The sequence below is a fragment of the Methylobacterium sp. PvR107 genome (assembly GCF_017833295.1).
GTDB lineage: Bacteria > Pseudomonadota > Alphaproteobacteria > Rhizobiales > Beijerinckiaceae > Methylobacterium.
Genome location: NZ_JAFIBW010000001.1, coordinates 4,241,311 through 4,260,827, shown reverse-complemented (window position 1 = coordinate 4,260,827; position 19,517 = coordinate 4,241,311). Strand labels below are relative to the sequence as shown.

The following is a 19,517-nucleotide window of genomic DNA, read 5'->3' as shown; positions in this document are numbered from 1 at the left end:
AGACGGTATGGTGGGAGGGTCTAGAGTCTAACGAGACAGAGAGGCTTCCATCGCTATCTACGGTTATGCCCGGGTCAGCAGTTCATCACAGAGCTTGGCCATCCAGCAAGAGGCTTTGCGTCACTCAGGTTGTGATGTCATCCGATCCGAGACGCAGACGGGCACCAAGCTGGAAGGCCGAATCGAACTGGAAACAATCATACAGTTCGCGCGGGCTGGGGACTCTATAACGGTAACGAGGATCGATCGGTTAGCCCGTTCAGTTGGGGACCTCGCAGCCATCGTGAAGCGGCTCGAAGCGAAGGGTGTTTCCCTCAAGGTGATCGAGCAGCCTGTCGATACGTCCACAGCCGCTGGACGCTGTTTTTTGCAGATGCTTGGGGTTTTTGCGGAGTTCGAAACGGCCATACGGCGAGAGCGGCAACTGGAAGGCGTAGCGAAGGCAAAGGCCGAAGGTGTCTACAAGGGCCGCAAACCGAGCATCGATCCTGAGCGGATAAAGGCTCTTGCTGCACAGGGAATGGGCGCCACTGCTATCGCAAGAGAACTGAAGGTGGCGCGGGCTTCGGTCTACCGCTTGTTAAACAGTCTCGCTCCGTCCCACGTGATGCCTCGATAGCCATACTATAATAACAGCTTACCATTTTCTCTGTCGCTCCGGTGTGTTATGATAAATGCATCGGAGGAAAAATGGCGAAGGACGATATTTGGCACGTCGGGTACGCTGTTTTCGGAAATCACAGCCGACCGAGGACTGAGCGAACGATCAGAAATTCCGTTACACATCCGCTACAGATCGGAACCATACCTGTAGGAGAGAGTGGGGCTCGCCTAGGGATCACATTCTGTCCCGGTAAAGTCGATGACACATCAGCCGGTGGGGCGTGGGAGAGAGACCTACAGGCGGACGTGGCCGTGATCCGCGATTGGGGAGCCTCGTCGGTGCTTACCCTTCTGGAAGCCCACGAGTTCGACCTACTGTCCGTGAAAGGCTTGCCTGAAGCGGTGAGGGATGCCGGCCTTGCTTGGCACTATGCACCCATTCCCGACGTGAGTGTTCCAGGTCCAGCGTTCGATGCAGCTTGGCGAACGATAGGGCCGCGCATCCTCGAACAGTTTCACCAGGGCGGGTCGGTGGTCGTACATTGCCGTGGGGGTCTTGGGCGCGCAGGCATAATCGCGGCCAAGCTTATGGTGATGATGGGCGCGGACCCGAAACAGGCGATTGAACAAGTCCGAGCGGCTAGGCCCGGAGCCATCGAGACGCCCGCTCAGGAAGCCTACGTTCTCCAACAAGGGCTGCTGAATGTCTGAAGCCGTGCGGGATCGAGCCTTGGGCGCGTTCATAGGCCTTGCGGTCGGGAACGCTCTCGGAACCACCCTGGAATTCGAGGTCAGGGATGCGGAGCCACCGGTCTATGACATGGTGGGTGGCGGACCGTTCGATCTGAAAGCCGGGCAATGGACGGACGACACAGCCATGGCGCTATGTCTGGCTGAGTCGCAGATAGCCTGTGATGGGTTGGACGAACGGGACCTGATGGAACGGTTCTGCCGGTGGTATCAAGCCGGTGAGAACTCGTGCACGGGCCGATGCTTCGATATCGTTATGACCACTCGCAATGCGCTGGAACAGTTCCGACGCACGGACGACCCTATAGCCGGACCGACCGATGCCAGGACCGGGGGAAACGGATCGATCATGCGTCTCGCTCCGGTGGCTCTACGCTATTGGAACGATCCCGAACGCTTGAAGGATGCCAGTCGGCGGCAAAGCTACACCACACACACGGTGCGGCCGAAGCCGTGGACGCCTGTGAAGCCCTCGCGACCATCCTTGCCTCTCTCATAGGTGGCAAGTCGCTCAGGGACGTTCTCTCCGCGTCCTATGGCCCATTTTGTCCCGGCGTTCAGGCGGTTATGGATGGTTCGTACAAAGGGAAAGCACGATCCGAAATCCGATCCTCCGGCTACGTCATCCATACCCTTGAGGCTGCTCTTTGGTGCCTGAGCGAGACGAGCACCTTCAGAGATGCAGTCCTCCTAGCGTTCAACCTCGGGGATGATGCTGATACGATTGCCGCTGTGACCGGGCAAATTGCGGGAGCGTTATACGGGATCACTGAAGTGCCCAAGGAATGGTACGATCGGTTAGCTTGGAACCACCGACTGGCAGGAGTCGCCGGACGGACATATGGAGCAGAGCTAAATTAGTACCGACTTCCCACTGGTGCCCGTCCCTGTTATAAAAAATGCTTGTGCCTATAAAATATCTTGCGCTCTGAAGCCTCTGAATTTAAAACTCGACAATAATACCAAAACAATCCGCCCAAACATAATCAGAAATCCAATACCCGTTGTGAAAATCACATAAAAACAAAATCTAAGACAAAGTTCGCTTCGTCTCTTCGAGGAGACCTATTATGTCGCACAGAATAATATTGACGATCGACGGGGGAGGCGTGAGGGGCATCGTTCCAGCTCTCGTGTTGTCCGAAATATATAGAAGGATCAAAAAAATCGATCCGGAGAACATTCGAGGTCTTCACGAGTATTTTGATCTCGTCGTTGGAACATCTGCGGGAGCTATCGTTGCATCGGCAATTACGACCCCGAATGGGCCTGATTCTAATGAAGCAGTTATGCATCCGGATCACGTGGTTGATTTCTTTAGAGAACACGTCAGATCTATATTTCCAAGAACGCTTTTCCAAAAAATTCGCGACGTCCTCAACATAATTGACGAGAAATACGACCATGGATACTTAGATGAAATATTAAAACGCACGTTACGCACTGCCACTATTGGAGAGGCGTTAACGAACGTTGTCTACACTGCTTACGACATAGAGACTAGAAAACCTGTTTTTATGACGAACATTGATGACGAGAAAAACACGACGTCTAGAATGCTTGTGAAAGATGTGGTGCGGGCATCTACAGCCGCCCCGACCTATTTCGCACCTGCACGTATCCTACATGATGATCAGAAATCATACCGGACACTCATAGATGGTGGTGTGTTTATGAATGATCCCGCCCTGGCAGGGCTTCATTTTTCCAATACGCTTGGCTATCCATTAGAAGATCTAACGATCATATCACTCGGAACAGGTCGAGAGTCGCGTCCATACATGTACCACGAGGTAAAGAATTGGGGATTTGTAAATTGGGTCAGTCCAAGACGTGGAGTGCCTCTCTTGTCCATTTTGAGTTCCGGACAAGCAGAGTCGACTTATATGATGCTTAATCAAACGCTTAATCGTCCTGGCGGGACTAGGAGATATATTAAAATTGACGGACAACTTGCAATTGGAAATGACGATCTAGACGACTCAAGTGAAGAAAACATGGCGGAACTTGAGGTATTTGCTAGGATGCTGGTGGACCGTCATGACTCCCAAATAGACGAGATTGCCAACTTGCTCTATAGGAAACTTAATCCGGAGCATGTGTTGCCTGAAAGGGCATTGCCGATCGAGGGCAATGCTGAATAGACCCATAGCTATGACGCGTAGATGCACACCCTGCCGGCGAAATTGTGCTTCGCCGTCGAAACACTTGTGACGGGAGGACGCGGCCCAAACCTGATCTGCAGCAATGCCCCTATGGCTGCGACCATGGCCAGACACGCACTGGCAATCGATGTGGGTTGAAACACGATCACCGAATTCAGTTCGCTTCTCAGTGGGGGATAGCTGTGGCACGTTAATGGTCGGCCAGCGGGACAGTGAGAGGGATGAAAAAGGGCGACAGGGCGGTCTACGGTGACATAATCGTCGCTTAAAAGCTGCCATCCGTGAGGCTCGGGCGATGACCCCTTCTTTGGTGTCGATAGGCGTGTAAGATTGGGCAGATAATCGCGGGCGATAAAACCATGGTCGACCTCTCCGCATTTCTCGGCTTCGCAGACAAATTGCGGATTTCGGTCGGCGAGTTGTTAAAAGCCGAACGGGCAAGAAGAAAGGAAATTGCTGAGTACCTCAATGATGTTGCGGTCCTAATCGATAAGGCCGCCGAGTCGATCAAGCAAGGTTCACCGTCAGACGTTGCGCGGTTAGCATCTGAGATCCGAGTTCATGGGGAGAACGGGTCATCACTTTTTTACGGAGTATTATCCACAAGAGAGAACGAGGAACTTGCAGCACAGATCGTAGATATTGCGAAGGTACTCAAAACCGAACCTTCTGCAATGACGGACTCGTCCCTAGCCACATTAAGCGAAACTGCTGGAAGACTCAAAGGACTAGCGCGCCTGCTGACGGCGCCGTCCCCTCGTATACCACGGACTATGCGCGAGAAAGATTTCTGGAAGGAAATTGATAAGTCATCCAATGCTTCTCACCAGCGATTTATGATAACTGCCGGTTACCTGTCTCCTTTGATTGGTCTCGGTCTAATCCCGCCTTTATTTGGATTAATTGCAGTACTTATTGCAATCCAGAATTATCGATCGAATTTAAAGCGGCACGCAATCGCTCAGCTTGCCCTTACTGCTGTGATCACACCAATCGGAATTTACATTGGGAGTCAAAGTGTCCAATGGGGCTACGACCACGCTGCCCGCCAATCCCCTATTCCAATATTTCGCGACAGAGACATTAAACCCTGAACGCTTCCGATTTCACCTGAGCACCGGATTCCAATGAAACCGGACCGTACGCCTCCGGTGAGAGCCGCCTTGTGAGACGGGGCCTCGTGCCCGACGTCTGACCTTAATGCTGGCGTTAAGGTCATCGGATCAGGGCGATGCGGGTCGAGGTTCTTGGCGGGGTCGAGCGCCGGCGGCGCTGGAGTTTCGAGGAGAAGGCGCGGATCGTCGAGGCGTCTTTCGTGGCCAACACATCGGTGAGTGCGGTCGCGCGCCGCTATGGGATCGCGCTCGGATTGCTGTTCACGTGGCGCCGGCAAGCCCGCGAGGGCCGGCTCGGCGGGGCCGAGCCGGCTCCGGTGTTCGTGCCTGTGGTGACAAAGCCTGAGCCGGCCTCTGCCCCCTGCGTGCCAACCCTGCCGGCATCGGCCGCTGCAGACGAGGGTCCGCGTCGCCGCCGCCGGGCCGGTGTGATCGAGATCGATCTCGGCGGTGGCCGGCGTCTCAAGGTCGATCGGGACGTCGACGCCGAGGCGCTGCGCCGGGTGCTGTCGGTCCTGGAGGAGCGATGATCCCCGTCCCCACCGGCGTGCGAGTCTGGCTCGCGACCGGCCACACCGACATGCGCAAGGGCTTCCCCGGCCTCGCGCTGCAGGTGCAGGAGGTGCTCCAGCGCGATCCCTTGAGCGGGCATCTGTTCTGCTTCCGCGGCCGTCGCGGCGATCTGCTGAAGGTCATCTGGCACGACGGCCAGGGCGCGTGCCTGTTCACGAAGAGGTTGGAACGGGGTCGCTTCCTGTGGCCGAGCCCAGCCGACGGCGTGGTGACGATCTCATCGGCGCAGATGGGCTACCTGCTCTCGGGCATCGACTGGCGTCATCCCCAGGAGACCTGGCGGCCCAGCTCGGTCGGGTGAGGTCGGCCCTTTGCAGGACCGGGCGGGCGTGATTCCCTGCTCCGGTGACCACATCGCCCGAGTCGCTACCCTCCGACCTTGCCGCCGCGCACGCCATGATCCTGGCCGAACGGGCCGCACGGCTGAGCGCCGAGGCAGACCGATCGAGCGGTGCGGCGCTGATCGCGCATCTCAAGCTGCAGATCGAGAAGCTGCGGCGCGAGCTCTACGGCACGCGCTCGGAGCGCGCGGCGCGGCTCATCGACCAGATGGAGCTCGAACTGGAAGAGCTGGAGGCGACGGCCACGGAACAGGCGGCCGCCGCCGAGGCTGCCCTGGCGCGCACGCTGGGGGCCGGCCTGCCGCCCCGCAGGCCGCCCGCGCGCAAGCCGTTCCCGGCCCATCTCCCGCGCGAGCGGATCCTCATCCCGGCGCCGGAGCTCTGCCCCTGCTGCGGATCGGCCAAGCTGTCGAAGCTGGGCGAGGATATCACCGAGACGCTGGAGGTGATCCCGCGGACCTGGAAGGTGATCCAGACCGTGCGCGAGCGCTTCTCGTGCCGGGCCTGCGAGACGATCACGCAGCCGCCCGCGCCCTTCCACGTCACGCCGCGCGGCTTTGCCGGGCCTCACCTCCTGGCGACGATCCTGTTCGAGAAGTTCGGCCAGCATCAGCCGCTGAACCGCCAGAGCGAGCGCTTCGCCCGGGAAGGGATCGCGCTATCGGTCTCGACGCTGGCCGACCAGGTCGGCGCCTGCACGGCGGCGCTCGCGCCCCTGCACGCGCTGATCGCGGCGCATGTTCTGGCGGCCGGGCGGCTCCACGGCGACGACACCACGGTGCCGATCCTGGCCAAGGGCCGGACGGTCACCGGCCGGATCTGGACCTATGTCCGTGACGACCGCCCCTTCGGCGGCCCGGACCCGCCGGCGGCGTTGTTCTACGCCTCAAGCAACCGGGCCGGAGTGCATCCCGAGGCTCATCTGCGCGGTTACAGCGGGATCCTGCAGGCGGATGCCTATAGCGGCTACAACCGCCTCTACGATCCCACGCGCCCGCAAGGCGCGATCCGCCCGGCGCTCTGCTGGGCGCATGCCCGCCGCGGGTTCTTCGTGCTCGCTGACGTCGCAGCGAAGGCACGGCGGGGCAAGACAGCTACGGTGATCTCGCCGATCGCGCTGGAGGCGGTCCGGCGGATCGACGAGGTGTTCGAGATCGAGCGCGGGATCAACGGCCGCTCGGCCGACGAACGTCTGCGGGTGCGTCGTGCCGAGAGCGCGCCCCTCGCGGCCGAACTGGAGACGTGGCTGCGTGAGCAGCGCTCGCGCCTGTCGCGATCCTCGGCTGTGGCCGAGCCGATCGATTACCTGCTGCGACGCTGGCCCGGCTTCACCCATTTCCTGGAGGACGGTCGGATCTGCCTGACGAACAACGCCGCCGAGCGGTAAGCGCTCGTTGGCAGGCGCCTTGCGGGATAAGATCCTGGACTTGGATACAGTGCTGTCGCGAAGGCCTGTATCCGCCCTATGTCTGGACCTACGATCTCGCCCCATATCGTCGTAGCCGGCACGCGTCGCTCGTGGACGCGTGAGGAAAAGCGAGCGATCCTCGATGAGGCGCAGAGCACCACCGCGTCGATCTCGTCTGTGGCACGCCGCCATGGCCTGACGCCATCGCTCCTCTTTCGCTGGCGACGCGAGGCCTGGGATGAGGAGCGGGCGGCGGCCCTGCCGGTTCCGCCTCCCTTCGTACCGCTCGCACTGCCGGCACCGGTGGGGCTGCCGACGCGTGACCAGGGTGCGTCGGGTGGCGCCATCGAGGTGGAACTGGCCGACGGCCATCGGCTGCGTGCCGAAGCGGGTGCCGATCCGGCCTTGGTGCGGGATCTTCTCGCGGCGCTGCTGGATCGATGATCCCCGTTCCCTCGGGCTCGCGCGTATGGCTGGCCACCGGCCACACGGACATGAGGAAGGGCTTCGACGGGCTCGCCGCGCTGGTGCAGGACCACCTGCACCGTGATCCGTTCTCCGGTCAGGCCTTCGTCTTCCGCGGCCGTGCGGGGCGGCTGATCAAGGTCTTGTGGTGGGACGGCCAGGGGCTGTGCCTGTTCTCGAAGCGGCTGGAGAGAGGCCGTTTCGTCTGGCCGGGAACTGCAGGGGCCGCGGCGGCGCTCTCGCCGGCTCAGCTCGCGATGCTGCTGGAGGGGATCGACTGGCGGGCGCCCGAGCGCACGGACCGGCCGCGCATCGCGGGCTGAGAGACGCCGCGCCCGAAGGGGCTGGCGGAGCCGTCTTGGGCAAGCTAAGCTATTGGCATGGCTCTCGATCCTGCCTCGCTGCCGGATGACGTGGATGCGCTCAAACGCATGATCGTCGGCATGGCGAGGGACGCCGTTCATGCCAACACGCTGATCGAGAAGCTCCGCGGCGAACTCGCCAGGTTGAAGCGGGCGCAGTTCGGCGTCTCGTCCGAGAAGCTGCAAGCCCGCGTCGAGCAGCTCGAACTCGCCATCGAGGCCCTGGAGGTCGACGAGGCCGAACGCCTCGCGGCGGCCCCGGTCGTCGCCGAGGCGGTCGAGGCGGCAAGCCGAGGGCCGGGGCGCCGCCCCTTGCCCGAGCATCTGCCGCGCGAGACCGTCGCTCATCCCGGCCCCTGCGCCTGCCCGGCCTGCGGCGGTCGCCTGCGCCGGATCGGCGAGGACGTGACGGAGAGCCTCGATTACGTGCCGGGCCGCTTCAAGGTGGTGCGGCACGTGCGCGAGGCCTTCTCCTGCCGAGCCTGCGAGACCGTGGTGCAGGCTCCAGCGCCCTACCACGCCATCGCCCGCGGCCGTGCCGGCCCCGGGCTGCTCGCGCATATCGCTGTGGCGAAGTTCGACGATCACCTGCCCCTGTATCGTCAGTCCGAGATCTATGCGCGGGACGGCGTCACGTTGCAGACCTCGACCCTGTCCGGCTGGATGGGCGCCACGGCCGCCGCGCTGGCCCCGCTGGCCGATCTCCTGCGCACGGAGGTGATCGCCGGGTCGGACGTCCTGCACGGTGATGATACGACGGTGCCAATCCTGGCGCCCGGGGCGGGGAAGACGAGAACTGGCCGGCTCTGGGCGTATGTGCGTGACGAGCGCCCCCACGGTGGGGTGCGTCCGCCGGCGGCCGTGTTCTTCGCCTCGCCGGACCGGAAGGGCGAGCGTCCGCTCACGCATCTGGCGGCGTTCTCCGGCGTATTGCAGGCGGATGGCTATGCCGGCTTCAACGGGCTCTACGAGGGCCGTCGCCCGGGCGGCGCGTTGATCGAGGCCGCCTGCTGGGCGCACACCCGTCGCAAGTTCTTCGATGTTCATACAAGGACCGGCTCGGCGGTCGCCTTCGAGGCCCTGGAACGGATCGGCGCGATCTACGAGGTCGAGCGATCCGTCAGCGGCAAGCCTCCCGACGAGCGCCTGCGGCAGCGCCAAGCTCGATCCAAACCGCTCGCAGCGGCCCTGAAGGCCTGGGCGGAGACGATCCTGCCGCAGCTCTCCGGCGGCTCCGATCTCGCCAAGGCGTTCCGCTACATGCTGGTGCGCTGGACGGCGCTGACCCGCGTCTTCGACGACGGGCGGATCGCGCTTGACAACAACCCGGCCGAGCGGGCGCTGCGGTCCGTCGCGATCGGGCGCAAGAACTACCTGTTCGCCGGCTCGGAGCGCGGCGCCGAGCGAGCCGCGGCGTTCTACACGCTGATCGAGACGGCCAAGCTCAACGGGCTCGACCCGGAGGCCTACTTGCGAGACGTGCTCACCCGCCTCGCCGATCATCCAGCCAAACGCCTGGCCGAACTCCTGCCCTGGAACTGGTCGCCGGTCACCGCTGGTGCTCAGGCCGCCTAATCAACAGGGCCGCTCGCCGAGCGCTTACGCCGAGCGTTCGCTGAGAGGTTTTGCGCTTGGACGCAAGGCGTGGCTGTTTGCCGGCTCGCGGCGGGGCGCCGATCGGGCCGCCGCCATGGCGACGCTGATTGTGACGGCGAAGTTCAACGGCATCGATCCGCAGGCTTGGCTCGCTGACGTGCTCACCCGCATCGCCGATCACCCGGCGCAGCGCCTGCACGAGCTTCTTCCGTGGCATTGGCGCTCGGCCACCGGCCCGTGTGCCGAGGCCGCCTGAGCCTATCGCGAGCCAGCCTGATCCCTGACGAGACGATCATGCCGCGGCGGACTTGAACCGATGCAGCGCAACAATGTGAGCGCCGTCTTCACGATGGCCCGGGTCGCCGCTGACCTCGGAGCAGACGAAGACGCCCTGTTCGACATCATCGTCGACATGGAGCCTGAGGACGGCCTGATCTGGGTCCACGGCTTGGGCGACGAGGCGTGTCCCGCATTCACCCGCGACGGCATCGACGAGATTGAGGTGCGGATCGCCGCTCACAGAGCGGAAAGAGACCTGCTGCCGCCTAAACCGTAGCCCTCGCGTCCTTCACCGGACGGATACACCGGACCGGTGCAAGGTTGTGTTAATTGTGATTGAGATTGTCGCCGATAGCGAGAAATGCGGCGGCTGTCTGAGCGATCACTCTGTAAAGCTACCGAACTATGGTAAGCGCTCGGCGAGCGGCCCGGTTGATCAGGCGGCCTGAGCACCAATGGCGACCGGCGACCAGTTCCAGGGCAGGAGTTCGGCCAGGCGTTTGGCTGGATGATCGGCGAGGCGGGTGAGCACATCGCGCAGGTAGGCCTCCGAGTCGAGCCCGTTGAGCTTGGCCGTCTCGATCAGCGTGTAGAACGCCGCGGCTCGCTCGGCGCCCCGCTCCGAGCCGGCGAACAGATAGTTCTTGCGCCCGATCGCGACGGACCGCAGCGCCCGCTCGGCTGGGTTGTTGTCGAGCGCGATCCGCCCGTCGTCGAAGACGCGGGTCAGCGCCGTCCAGCGCACCAGCATGTAGCGGAACGCTTTGGCGAGATCGGAGCCGCCGGAGAGCTGCGGCAGGATCGTCTCGGCCCAGGCCTTCAGGGCCGCTGCGAGCGGTCGTGATCGGGCCTGGCGCTGCCGTAGGCGCTCGTCGGGAGGCTTGCCGCTGACGGAGCGCTCGACCTCGTAGATCACGCCGATCCGGTCCAGGGCCTCGAAGGCGACCGCCGAGCCGGTCCTGGCATGAACATCGAAGAACTTGCGACGGGTGTGCGCCCAGCAGGCGGCCTCGATCAGCGCGCCGCCTGGTCGACGACCCTCGTAGAGCCCGTTGAAGCCGGCATAGCCATCCGCCTGCAATACGCCAGAGAACGCCGCCAGATGCGTGAGCGGACGCTTGCAGCGCGGCAATCAGGATGAGACCAGCGCGTCAATCAAGATGAGAGGAACCGCCGATCTGATGACGCAAGGAGGGCAGAGCCCGACCGGAGGCATCGGATCGGCGTCGGCGTGACCTTCAGGGGCACGTCGTCTGGTGATCGCGGCCACCGGGCCAGCTGCGGGTCGTCCTCAGTTTGAGGAGCCTGCCCGTGCCCGGCCGCCACGTGACCGATCACCAGATGAGGCTCTTCATGCAGTTCCGTCAGAGCGACAGCGTCGCTGCGGCCGCCGCCAAGGCCGCCTTCAGTCCCGCCACCGGCCATCGCATTGCCGCCGATCCGCGTCTGCCCTCGGCTAAGAAGACCCCGCGCGGACGGCGTCGGCCCGATCCCCTCGCCGAGGTGTTCGAGGCCGAGATCGTGCCATTGCTCGAAGCCGCGCCCGGCCTGAGGCCGGTGGCCGTCTTCGAGGAGATCCTGCGCCGTCATCCCGATCTCGGTGAAGGGGTCCGACGGACACTGGAGCGGCGTATCCGGGCTTGGCGCGCCGTGCACGGAGCCGACCAGGACGTCATCTTTCGTCAGACCCACGAGCCCGGGCGGATGGGACTGTCGGACTTTACCGACATGGCCGATCTCGGCGTCAGCATCGCTGGGCTGCGCCTCGACCATCGGCTCTACCACTTCCGGCTCGCCTACTCCGGCTTCGAGCACGCCCACGTCGTGCTCGGCGGCGAGAGCTTCGTGGCGCTCGCCGAAGGGCTGCAGAATGCCCTCTGGTCTCTCGGCGGCGTGCCGCGCGAGCACCGCACCGACAGCCTCTCGGCCGCCTTCCGCAACCTCGACGAGGCCGCCCAGGAGGATCTCACCCGCCGCTACGAGGCCCTGTGCGCCCACTACGGCATGACGCCCACCCGCAACAACGCCGGCCTCGCCCACGAGAACGGTTCGGTGGAGGGCCCGCACGGCCACCTCAAGCGGGCCCTCGCCGATGCGCTCCTGCTGCGCACCAGCACCAACTTCCCCGACCTGACCGCCTACCGCACCTTCGTCGACGAGCTCGTCGGACGCCGCAACGCCCGCCAAGCTAAGCGCATCGACAGCGAGCGGGCTGTCCTGGCGCGGCTGCCCGAGCGGCGCTCGTGCGACTACGAGCAGGTCAGCGTGCGCGTCTCCTCGGCCGGCGGGTTCCGCCTGCGCAAGGTGTTCTACACCGTGCCCTCGCGCCTGATCGGCCACACCCTGCGCGTGCGCCTCTACGACGACCGCCTCGACGTCTTCGTCGGCGGATCCCACCTCTTCACCCTGCCGCGGGGGCGGGCTCATCCGGACGGACGGCACGATCAGGTCGTCGACTACCACCACGTCATCCACGCCCTCCGGCGCAAGCCGATGGCGCTGCTCAACCTCGTCTACCGCGACCGGCTCTTCCCGCGGGCACCCTACCGGCACGCCTTTGAGTCCCTGCGCGCCGCGCTTCCGGAACGGCAGGCCTGCCGCATCGCCGTCGATTTACTTGCGCTGGCCCATGACCGCGGCTGCGAGGCCGAACTCGCCGAATGCCTGGCCGTCGAACTGGCCGCCAAGCGCCTGCCCGATCTAGCCGTCCTGCGTGCCCGCTTCGCACCCGATCCGGCTACCATCCCTCACGTCAACGTCGCCCTCGGCTCGCTGGCGAGCTACGAGAGCCTCCTCGACGGCGTCACGACGGGAGGGGCGGCATGAAGGCCCTGGCCCGCACCACCACCGCGGTCGACACCGCCCGGCTCGGGATCATGCTCGGTGAGCTGCGCCTGCCGACCATCAAGACCGTCTGGCCCCGCTTTGCCGAACAGGCCGACAAGGAGGGCTGGCCTGCCGCCCGCTTCCTCGCGGCGCTGGCCGAGCACGAGTTGGCCGAGCGCGACAGACGACGCATCGAGCGTCATCTCGCCGAGGCGCGCCTGCCACCCGGCAAGACGCTCGATGGCTTCGACTTCGCCGCCGTGCCGATGCTCTCGAAGGCTCAGGTCATGGCGGTCGCCGCCGGCGACGCTTGGCTGGCGCAGGGGGCCAACCTGCTCCTGTTCGGTCCACCTGGCGGTGGGAAGAGCCATCTCGCCGCCGCGATCGGGCTCGCTCTCGTCGAGGCCGGCTTCAAGGTGCTGTTCACCCGCACCACCGACCTCGTCCAGAAGCTGCAGGTCGCCCGGCGCGACCTCGGCCTGGAGGCGGCCATCGGCCGGCTCGACCGCTTCGACCTGCTGATCCTCGACGACCTCGCCTACGTCACCAAGGACCAAGCCGAAACGAGCGTGCTGTTCGAGCTGATCAGCGCCCGCTACGAGCGCCGCTCCCTGATGATCACCGCCAACCAGCCCTTCGGCGAGTGGGGTCGGATCTTCCCCGATCCGGCCATGACGCTCGCTGCCGTCGACCGGCTGGTGCACCATGCCACCATCTTCGAGATGAACGTCGAGAGCTACCGGCGTCGCACGGCCCTGGATCGGAAACGCGGTCCTGGTCGACCGCCAACTCGCGCGACAATCAAAACTGCCGATGCGTGACGCTCCGCGACACGAACCTGACCCGACGCCACCTTGCGCCGGTCGATCGACCCGCTCATCATCAACCCGCCGCGACACCGGTCACTCATCCTGATTGTCGCTGACATCTCATCCAGATCGCCGCGCTACAGACGCTCGCCCTTTCGGTCCGGCGAGGCGAAGAACACGGCCGCCGGCGGTCGCGCTCCGCCGTGGGGGCGCTCGTCGCGCACATACGCCCAGAGCCGGCCAGTTCTCGTCTTCCCCGCCCCGGGCGCCAGGATCGGCACCGTCGTATCGTCACCGTGCAGGACGTCCGACCCGGCGATCACCTCCGTCCGCAGGAGATCGACCAGCGGAGCCAGCGCGGCGGCCGTGGCGCCCATCCAGCCGGACAGGGTCGAGGTCTGCAACGTGACGCCGTCCCGAGCATAGATCTCGGCCTGACGATACAGAGGCAGGTGATCGTCGAACTTCGCCACGGCGATATGCGCGAGCAACCCGGGGCCGGCACGGCCGCGGGCGATGGCGTGGTAGGGCGCTGGAGCCTGCACCACGGTCTCGCAGGCTCGGCAGGAGAAGGCCTCGCGCAGGTGCCGCACCACCTTGAAGCGGCCCGGCACGTAATCGAGGCTCTCCGTCACGTCCTCGCCGATCCGGCGCAGGCGACCGCCGCAGGCCGGGCAGGCGCAGGGGCCGGGATGAGCGACGGTCTCGCGCGGCAGATGCTCGGGCAAGGGGCGGCGCCCCGGCCCTCGGCTTGCCGCCTCGACCGCCTCGGCGACGACCGGGGCCGCCGCGAGGCGTTCGGCCTCGTCGACCTCCAGGGCCTCGATGGCGAGTTCGAGCTGCTCGACGCGGGCTTGCAGCTTCTCGGACGAGACGCCGAACTGCGCCCGCTTCAACCTGGCGAGTTCGCCGCGGAGCTTCTCGATCAGCGTGTTGGCATGAACGGCGTCCCTCGCCATGCCGACGATCATGCGTTTGAGCGCATCCACGTCATCCGGCAGCGAGGCAGGATCGAGAGCCATGCCAATAGCTTAGCTTGCCCAAGACGGCTCCGCCAGCCCCTTCGGGCGCGGCGTCTCTCAGCCCGCGATGCGCGGCCGGTCCGTGCGCTCGGGCGCCCGCCAGTCGATCCCCTCCAGCAGCATCGCGAGCTGAGCCGGCGAGAGCGCCGCCGCGGCCCCTGCAGTTCCCGGCCAGACGAAACGGCCTCTCTCCAGCCGCTTCGAGAACAGGCACAGCCCCTGGCCGTCCCACCACAAGACCTTGATCAGCCGCCCCGCACGGCCGCGGAAGACGAAGGCCTGACCGGAGAACGGATCACGGTGCAGGTGGTCCTGCACCAGCGCGGCGAGCCCGTCGAAGCCCTTCCTCATGTCCGTGTGGCCGGTGGCCAGCCATACGCGCGAGCCCGAGGGAACGGGGATCATCGATCCAGCAGCGCCGCGAGAAGATCCCGCACCAAGGCCGGATCGGCACCCGCTTCGGCACGCAGCCGATGGCCGTCGGCCAGTTCCACCTCGATGGCGCCACCCGACGCACCCTGGTCACGCGTCGGCAGCCCCACCGGTGCCGGCAGTGCGAGCGGTACGAAGGGAGGCGGAACCGGCAGGGCCGCCGCCCGCTCCTCATCCCAGGCCTCGCGTCGCCAGCGAAAGAGGAGCGATGGCGTCAGGCCATGGCGGCGTGCCACAGACGAGATCGACGCGGTGGTGCTCTGCGCCTCATCGAGGATCGCTCGCTTTTCCTCACGCGTCCACGAGCGACGCGTGCCGGCTACGACGATATGGGGCGAGATCGTAGGTCCAGACATAGGGCGGATACAGGCCTTCGCGAAAGCACTGTATCCAGGTCCAGGATCATATCCCGCAAGGCGCCTGCCAACGAGCGCTTACGAACTATGACCACATTCTCAATAGCTTCGTAATCCGCTCGCTTTAGGACGCGCTTCGTCACGAGTTCTTCAGCCGACGTGTAGGGATGAAACTCAATGATCCTTCTCCCGATCATTCCCGCCCCCAAGGCGTTTAGCTGTTCCACTGAGGCTGTGTTCAGGTCGATGGTTCCAGCGGTCGTTGCCGACGGATTATTCGCGCTCCCTGATGTGGTGCCTAAATCCGTACTCGCGATTGATGGGCTGTCCGCTTGACGCACAGAAGAACCCGAATCAGTGGACACATCAGGTTTTATAGTTTGAGTGATCGGCGGGACAGTCGGCGAGGATGGACCTGTAGGGGCCGTTGCCATTATCCCCGGATTGGAAGTGGATCCTGGCGTGATGGTGCGGATGGATTGCCCCTTCGCATCGAGTCCAGTCCGCTGCTGTGCAGATAGGGGCACAACGGCTGCCGTTCACTTCTTCTGTCCACTCTGAGGACGTGGCCCGATACCAACCCAAAGCGACGTCAGGGCAACTGCGACGACTGCTAGTCCGGCGCTAAGGGCAAGCGTGGATCGGAACATTCTCTCTCCCGTTTGGCTGATCCTATGGGTACCGCATGGCCGTGGCACCTTCGAGGCAAAGTAGGCCGTCGGATAGACGGATGGTTGGTGATCGGTGTCCCGTTGGCCCGGTGCCCCTCCTACCGCGGCAGTGTATTGTTCAAGAACGGCAGGAACGGTTCGAAGCCCCCTGCCATCCGTACGAAACCGTTTGCGACCGTGGGTGTGGCTCTTATGCGGTTGCAGTGCACTTCTGAGAGAAACGATATGAATGGCGTTTCGCAGCTGACCCCCGGGACGATGCGGACACGATGGGGACTGTGACCGGCCGAACTACAGGGGCGATCTATCGAGTAATCTGTCCGCGATACTCACCTATCCAGGTTCCTACACAATTACTATTTGGCGGCCGTCGAACCGCCCAAGTCCCATTCGCATGAAGCCCATTTATAGCTCCATCACCCACCGCCATTTCGCCGCTCCGCGTTATAACGAAGGAAACTTTCCCACATTGCCTCACGCTTCCCTGAAAAAAATAATTCTCGCTCGGCGCCAAATCGATTATTTTCCCTGCTCGCACTTCAACCGGGTGGGAAAGTTCTTGCCTACAGTGAAAATTTTCGCTCGTAGAACTTCGATAGAAAGCAATCCGCCATCTGCCGTCGCAAGAAGACTGCGCAAAGCCGGTCGTCGTCAGACATAAACTAACACACGTCGCGACAAACCGACAAAATACGATGAGGTTTCTGGTTGTCATGCGCATGGAAACACTCCTCCGACCTCTTTATCGGTCATTCAAAGGGTCTTCCAAAATAGACCAACAATGAAAGCGCGAGCATGTAGACACTGATCAATGACTGAAGGCCGGATAGTGACTTCACCCATCCGGTACCTTTGATTGTATAGTCAAAAGGCGCGAGTCTGTTGATCCAATTACCCACGTTTATGTCTTTCCAACCGATCGCGAAAGCCGAGAGAATACTAAAATGGCCCGCATAGAAGATTGTTTTCCAACCTTTATTTTGCAGAAGAACAGGCTTACAGTCTTCATTATCGTTTGTGATATGGTCTTTGTCAGGCACAAGCCAAACGCCCGATTCTTCGGAAGCTTTCAACATAAGCAGGAAATAGATCAGAGAAAAGGCTGGAAGCAGTACGGCTATGATCAATAGCGGGCGGAAAGGCGCCGCTCCCCAATCGCTCGTAAACTCAACTAAATAATACCACAATAGACCTTCCGGGGTTCCCGATAGTTCCTTTTCTCTTTCCCCTTTTTTGAAGGCGTAAGTAATTTCTCGAACTTGTCTGCGCATGCCCGCCTCGTCGAAGGCTTTGCGAAGAGCAAGGAGTGCCGCCGGGTTTTTCCTAAACTGTAAAGTCTTCAGTCCTTTAACGTCGTCCATTGAACGCACGTCGGGCAGGGAGTCCGGCTCGACTTCAAACGTCGCCTCACTTACGTCAGCTCCAAACATCTTTGCTGATTTGAGATACGCGTCGGACAGCTTTGCGCCTCGCAAACAAGCAAGTGTTAGATCACTCCCTTCCAAATGTGCAGATTGAAGATGAGCTGAAGTAAAATTGGATGACGCCAAATGAGCGCCTTTCAGGTTGATGCTATACAAACTGGCGTTTGCGAAATCGGCGCCGGTGAGACGCGCGCCTTCGAGGTCTTTTTGCACGAGATTTATTGCATTCCCACCAGTTCTAAAAACGCAGTCATAGCATTCTTTTTCCACTAGGAGTTTCTCTATCTCTTCCTCTGTACCGTACACGTCCTGATCAGCATCCTGCAATTTGCCGGCATATTTATTGCAAGTAGGTTCTGTGCTGTGGAGCGCACTTTTCCCCTCCCAAAAACCGCAAGCAGACACCAACTGCACGACTAATAAATACAATGCAATGACGCGGATTGTGGACATCACGATCCTCCGCCTGCCCGAAGTGAATTCATTCTAAACGATCAACTTGTCCAATTCAAGTTAGACTGCTGCTGCATCCTTCAACTTGTGTTTTCGTTGCTGTCATATATTGCGGTAGAGAAATTTTCGATCGTCGGTTGTTTACATCAGACCAGGTGCTTGATTTCTGAGTAAAAAATTATCGTTCTAATCCTAGGCAGCGTGTTGTGAGCCTGCCGTTCAGAGGAAACGGAATCAGCGGATGCATCGGGTTTTATCGTTTGTGCGAGTGACGGGACGGTCAGCGAGGATGGATACGCCGAAACCGTCGCCGCCATGCCCCAATTGGAGATGGACCCTGGCGTGATTGTGCGAATGGGATGTCCGTTCGCATCGAGTCCGGTCCGCTGCTGTGTGGATAGCGTGACGGTCGTTGACGCACGTTTCTCCTGACCACCCTAGAAGCGTGGCCCAAAACCGACCCATAGCGACATGGCGACGACCGCCACCAATGCCAGACTGGCGCTAAGGGACAGCGTGGATCGGTTCATTCGCTCCCGTTTGGCTGGTCCTATGGATGCCGTATGGCCGTGGCACCTTCGAGGCGAGGTAGGCGGGCGGTCAGACGTCAAGGCTTTGGTGTCCCGGTGGTCCTCCCATCATGGCCGAGGATCGTTCAGTAGTGGTTTGAGGGTGACGCAGCGGGCTGCATTAATGACCCTCTCATGCTGCGGCACCGCCTATGAGTCATAGATGGTCGTGTAACCCTTGCACTTGGTGGGAACCACGGTTTCAATTTAGGTTTCATGCGCGTTGGGATTGGTGTAATGTCCGAGCATGAAGCACATCTTTCTCGCCGCAGTTCTTCTAGCTCCGAATGCCGCTCTGGCAATCTCGGATAATCCAAACCTCAACGGCCGCTGGGCCATGAAGGGACAAAAGTGCAATACGTTGGACGGCTGGATGGAAATCCGCCCGGGAAGCTTCAAGCGTCATGAGGAAAGCTGCAAGGTGCTGAAACTCGGACGCGATCGCACTATGCCAAGCCGGGTTTTCGATATGAAGGTGCGATGCGAAAGTGAAGGCGAGGTTTCCACTGAAAATCTCTACCTAGAATTCACTGATCGCACAGACGACATCGTAATGGTCGGATCCAATGATCGACCCAAAGAGGCGCCAGCGCAGTATTTCCGCTGCCGCTGAAGTTCAGTTGACCTGAGCGTCGGCTCGGGTGCGGGTGACTTTGCCGGAATATCCGATCGCCGGCGTTTTTCTATTTCGATTCGGACGTGCTGGATTGGGATCGTTCGCGACCGAAGATGTGGTTCCTACTCGCTTGCAAAGGCATCCTTGAGTGAACGGTGTGGGATGGTTCCCGACAGAGCGGGACGTGACTTGTTACTATCATGAGCCGCTCACTGGACCCGCCCGATAGGAAGAGGCACCGGATAGGGAAGCCTTGAGCTGACGCCTCTTCCTCACGCATCAAGCGGCTTTCAACTCTCGATAGCTACGGCGCCGACAAGGGTTCTTGAGGCGCTTTTCCAGAATTTTGAACTGAGAGGCGGTCTCTTCGCGCTCGATGGCGATAAGGTACCACGACACAGCGAGGGCTTTACGAAGAGTTGCACGATGCTCTCGAAGCACGATGCCGTACTTGTCGAACATACCGGGCAATTCATCGATAAGGCTTTCAAGTTCGATTTCAAGCTGCTTGTACTCTTGTGCCTTTCTACCTTCTGACAGAAAGAACCGGTAGTTGGCTTCGGCGGCACCACGTGAAAGAAGATTACGCAAAACGTATCTAGAATCGCAATTTGTGGTATTGGATGCATTTATGAAATCGTCGAAGATGTGATCGTACTCAGTCGTAATCATTCTATTTTGT

20 protein-coding genes and 3 pseudogenes are annotated in these 19,517 nt (G+C 61.7%); 17 read left to right on the top strand and 6 right to left on the bottom strand.

Features of this window, described 5'->3' with window-relative positions:
- Nucleotides 1-49: 49 nt before the first annotated feature.
- The 14 genes and pseudogenes from JOE48_RS20080 (at nucleotide 50) to JOE48_RS20025 (ending at nucleotide 9,934) form a co-directional block, all read left to right on the top strand.
- Nucleotides 50-619, top strand: a complete 570-nt coding sequence (locus JOE48_RS20080) for a recombinase family protein (protein ID WP_210035925.1) — start codon at nucleotides 50-52, stop codon at nucleotides 617-619.
- A 71-nt stretch (nucleotides 620-690) separates the two neighbouring features.
- Nucleotides 691-1,314, top strand: a complete 624-nt coding sequence (locus JOE48_RS30430; RefSeq protein ID WP_245252891.1) for a cyclin-dependent kinase inhibitor 3 family protein — start codon at nucleotides 691-693, stop codon at nucleotides 1,312-1,314.
- Complete coding sequence (locus tag JOE48_RS30425) at nucleotides 1,307-1,852, top strand: ADP-ribosylglycohydrolase family protein (protein WP_312893309.1); 546 nt, start codon at nucleotides 1,307-1,309, stop codon at nucleotides 1,850-1,852. The genes JOE48_RS30430 and JOE48_RS30425 overlap by 8 nt, the downstream gene beginning before the upstream one ends.
- The gene (locus JOE48_RS30420) at nucleotides 1,807-2,214 is read left to right on the top strand and encodes an ADP-ribosylglycohydrolase family protein (RefSeq protein ID WP_312893308.1); all 408 of its coding nucleotides are present in this window, start codon (nucleotides 1,807-1,809) and stop codon (nucleotides 2,212-2,214) included. Before JOE48_RS30425 ends, JOE48_RS30420 begins: the two co-directional genes overlap by 46 nt.
- 209 nt (nucleotides 2,215-2,423) lie before the next feature.
- Nucleotides 2,424-3,497, top strand: coding sequence for a patatin-like phospholipase family protein (locus tag JOE48_RS20070; RefSeq protein ID WP_210032397.1), 1,074 nt, complete (start codon nucleotides 2,424-2,426; stop codon nucleotides 3,495-3,497).
- A 380-nt stretch (nucleotides 3,498-3,877) separates the two neighbouring features.
- Nucleotides 3,878-4,612 carry a hypothetical protein gene (locus JOE48_RS20065; RefSeq protein ID WP_210032395.1) on the top strand — a complete coding sequence of 245 codons (735 nt, stop codon included), beginning with the start codon at nucleotides 3,878-3,880 and terminating at the stop codon, nucleotides 4,610-4,612.
- A 137-nt stretch (nucleotides 4,613-4,749) separates the two neighbouring features.
- A complete protein-coding gene (gene tnpA, locus JOE48_RS20060; RefSeq protein WP_210032393.1) occupies nucleotides 4,750-5,163 on the top strand; it encodes an IS66-like element accessory protein TnpA in 414 nt (137 codons plus the stop codon).
- Nucleotides 5,160-5,507, top strand: a complete 348-nt coding sequence (tnpB, locus tag JOE48_RS20055; protein ID WP_210032391.1) for an IS66 family insertion sequence element accessory protein TnpB — start codon at nucleotides 5,160-5,162, stop codon at nucleotides 5,505-5,507. The genes tnpA (JOE48_RS20060) and tnpB (JOE48_RS20055) overlap by 4 nt, the downstream gene beginning before the upstream one ends.
- A gap of 95 nt (nucleotides 5,508-5,602) precedes the next feature.
- Nucleotides 5,603-6,931 (top strand): annotated as a pseudogene (tnpC, locus tag JOE48_RS20050) (IS66 family transposase); the annotation flags it as partial.
- Between the two features lie 81 nt (nucleotides 6,932-7,012).
- On the top strand, nucleotides 7,013-7,399 hold the full coding sequence (gene tnpA / locus JOE48_RS20045; protein ID WP_132368449.1) for an IS66-like element accessory protein TnpA: 387 nt from the start codon (nucleotides 7,013-7,015) through the stop codon (nucleotides 7,397-7,399).
- Entirely contained in the window at nucleotides 7,396-7,743 is a 348-nt protein-coding gene (gene tnpB, locus JOE48_RS20040) for an IS66 family insertion sequence element accessory protein TnpB (RefSeq protein WP_210032380.1), read from the top strand. Before tnpA (JOE48_RS20045) ends, tnpB (JOE48_RS20040) begins: the two co-directional genes overlap by 4 nt.
- Nucleotides 7,744-7,800: 57 nt before the next feature.
- A complete protein-coding gene (gene tnpC, locus JOE48_RS20035) occupies nucleotides 7,801-9,357 on the top strand; it encodes an IS66 family transposase (RefSeq protein WP_210032389.1) in 1,557 nt (518 codons plus the stop codon).
- Nucleotides 9,358-9,385: 28 nt separating this feature from the next.
- Nucleotides 9,386-9,634: pseudogene (locus JOE48_RS20030) on the top strand (transposase domain-containing protein); the annotation flags it as partial.
- A 60-nt stretch (nucleotides 9,635-9,694) separates the two neighbouring features.
- Nucleotides 9,695-9,934 (top strand): hypothetical protein, encoded by a 240-nt coding sequence (locus tag JOE48_RS20025; RefSeq protein ID WP_210032387.1) that lies wholly within the window; start codon nucleotides 9,695-9,697, stop codon nucleotides 9,932-9,934.
- A gap of 159 nt (nucleotides 9,935-10,093) precedes the next feature.
- Here JOE48_RS20025 and tnpC (JOE48_RS20020) read toward each other — a convergent pair.
- A pseudogene (gene tnpC / locus JOE48_RS20020) lies at nucleotides 10,094-10,777 on the bottom strand (IS66 family transposase); the annotation flags it as partial.
- A gap of 221 nt (nucleotides 10,778-10,998) precedes the next feature.
- Between tnpC (JOE48_RS20020) and istA the strand changes: the two are divergent.
- Together istA and istB are read left to right on the top strand one after the other, a co-directional pair.
- Nucleotides 10,999-12,483, top strand: a complete 1,485-nt coding sequence (istA, locus tag JOE48_RS20015; protein WP_409518549.1) for an IS21 family transposase — start codon at nucleotides 10,999-11,001, stop codon at nucleotides 12,481-12,483.
- Complete coding sequence (gene istB, locus JOE48_RS20010; RefSeq protein ID WP_053611553.1) at nucleotides 12,480-13,304, top strand: IS21-like element helper ATPase IstB; 825 nt, start codon at nucleotides 12,480-12,482, stop codon at nucleotides 13,302-13,304. The genes istA and istB overlap by 4 nt, the downstream gene beginning before the upstream one ends.
- A gap of 125 nt (nucleotides 13,305-13,429) precedes the next feature.
- On the opposite strand, the gene tnpC (JOE48_RS20005) is transcribed toward istB, so the two are convergent.
- From tnpC (JOE48_RS20005) to JOE48_RS19985, 4 genes are all read right to left on the bottom strand, one after another.
- Nucleotides 13,430-14,314: an IS66 family transposase gene (tnpC, locus tag JOE48_RS20005; protein ID WP_210032382.1), complete on the bottom strand. Its 885-nt coding sequence runs from the start codon at nucleotides 14,312-14,314 to the stop codon at nucleotides 13,430-13,432.
- A gap of 57 nt (nucleotides 14,315-14,371) precedes the next feature.
- Nucleotides 14,372-14,719 carry an IS66 family insertion sequence element accessory protein TnpB gene (gene tnpB, locus JOE48_RS20000; protein ID WP_210032380.1) on the bottom strand — a complete coding sequence of 116 codons (348 nt, stop codon included), beginning with the start codon at nucleotides 14,717-14,719 and terminating at the stop codon, nucleotides 14,372-14,374.
- Nucleotides 14,716-15,102: an IS66-like element accessory protein TnpA gene (gene tnpA, locus JOE48_RS19995; protein ID WP_132368449.1), complete on the bottom strand. Its 387-nt coding sequence runs from the start codon at nucleotides 15,100-15,102 to the stop codon at nucleotides 14,716-14,718. Before tnpA (JOE48_RS19995) ends, tnpB (JOE48_RS20000) begins: the two co-directional genes overlap by 4 nt.
- A gap of 1,420 nt (nucleotides 15,103-16,522) precedes the next feature.
- Nucleotides 16,523-17,650 (bottom strand): pentapeptide repeat-containing protein, encoded by a 1,128-nt coding sequence (locus tag JOE48_RS19985; protein WP_210032376.1) that lies wholly within the window; start codon nucleotides 17,648-17,650, stop codon nucleotides 16,523-16,525.
- An 816-nt stretch (nucleotides 17,651-18,466) separates the two neighbouring features.
- Here JOE48_RS19985 and JOE48_RS19980 point away from each other — a divergent pair.
- The gene (locus tag JOE48_RS19980; protein WP_210032374.1) at nucleotides 18,467-18,832 is read left to right on the top strand and encodes a hypothetical protein; all 366 of its coding nucleotides are present in this window, start codon (nucleotides 18,467-18,469) and stop codon (nucleotides 18,830-18,832) included.
- Between the two features lie 282 nt (nucleotides 18,833-19,114).
- Here the strand turns inward: JOE48_RS19980 and JOE48_RS19975 are convergent, their stop codons facing one another.
- Nucleotides 19,115-19,507, bottom strand: a complete 393-nt coding sequence (locus JOE48_RS19975; RefSeq protein WP_210032373.1) for a hypothetical protein — start codon at nucleotides 19,505-19,507, stop codon at nucleotides 19,115-19,117.
- Nucleotides 19,508-19,517 lie beyond the last annotated feature (10 nt).

Bases quoted from the DNA above. Each gene is read 5' to 3' on its own strand.
- istA (WP_409518549.1), top strand. From the start codon at position 10,999: ATGAGGCTCTTCATGCAGTTCCGTCAGAGCGACAGCGTCGCTGCGGCC.
- JOE48_RS19985 (WP_210032376.1), bottom strand. From the start codon at position 17,650: ATGTCCACAATCCGCGTCATTGCATTGTATTTATTAGTCGTGCAGTTG.
- JOE48_RS19975 (WP_210032373.1), bottom strand. From the start codon at position 19,507: ATGATTACGACTGAGTACGATCACATCTTCGACGATTTCATAAATGCA.
- JOE48_RS20065 (WP_210032395.1), top strand. From the start codon at position 3,878: ATGGTCGACCTCTCCGCATTTCTCGGCTTCGCAGACAAATTGCGGATT.
- tnpB (WP_210032391.1), top strand. From the start codon at position 5,160: ATGATCCCCGTCCCCACCGGCGTGCGAGTCTGGCTCGCGACCGGCCAC.
- JOE48_RS20070 (WP_210032397.1), top strand. From the start codon at position 2,424: ATGTCGCACAGAATAATATTGACGATCGACGGGGGAGGCGTGAGGGGC.
- JOE48_RS30430 (WP_245252891.1), top strand. From the start codon at position 691: ATGGCGAAGGACGATATTTGGCACGTCGGGTACGCTGTTTTCGGAAAT.
- tnpA (WP_132368449.1), bottom strand. From the start codon at position 15,102: ATGTCTGGACCTACGATCTCGCCCCATATCGTCGTAGCCGGCACGCGT.
- JOE48_RS20025 (WP_210032387.1), top strand. From the start codon at position 9,695: ATGCAGCGCAACAATGTGAGCGCCGTCTTCACGATGGCCCGGGTCGCC.
- JOE48_RS19980 (WP_210032374.1), top strand. From the start codon at position 18,467: ATGAAGCACATCTTTCTCGCCGCAGTTCTTCTAGCTCCGAATGCCGCT.
- tnpA (WP_210032393.1), top strand. From the start codon at position 4,750: ATGCGGGTCGAGGTTCTTGGCGGGGTCGAGCGCCGGCGGCGCTGGAGT.
- JOE48_RS30425 (WP_312893309.1), top strand. From the start codon at position 1,307: ATGTCTGAAGCCGTGCGGGATCGAGCCTTGGGCGCGTTCATAGGCCTT.
- istB (WP_053611553.1), top strand. From the start codon at position 12,480: ATGAAGGCCCTGGCCCGCACCACCACCGCGGTCGACACCGCCCGGCTC.
- tnpA (WP_132368449.1), top strand. From the start codon at position 7,013: ATGTCTGGACCTACGATCTCGCCCCATATCGTCGTAGCCGGCACGCGT.
- tnpC (WP_210032389.1), top strand. From the start codon at position 7,801: ATGGCTCTCGATCCTGCCTCGCTGCCGGATGACGTGGATGCGCTCAAA.
- tnpB (WP_210032380.1), bottom strand. From the start codon at position 14,719: ATGATCCCCGTTCCCTCGGGCTCGCGCGTATGGCTGGCCACCGGCCAC.
- tnpC (WP_210032382.1), bottom strand. From the start codon at position 14,314: ATGGCTCTCGATCCTGCCTCGCTGCCGGATGACGTGGATGCGCTCAAA.
- tnpB (WP_210032380.1), top strand. From the start codon at position 7,396: ATGATCCCCGTTCCCTCGGGCTCGCGCGTATGGCTGGCCACCGGCCAC.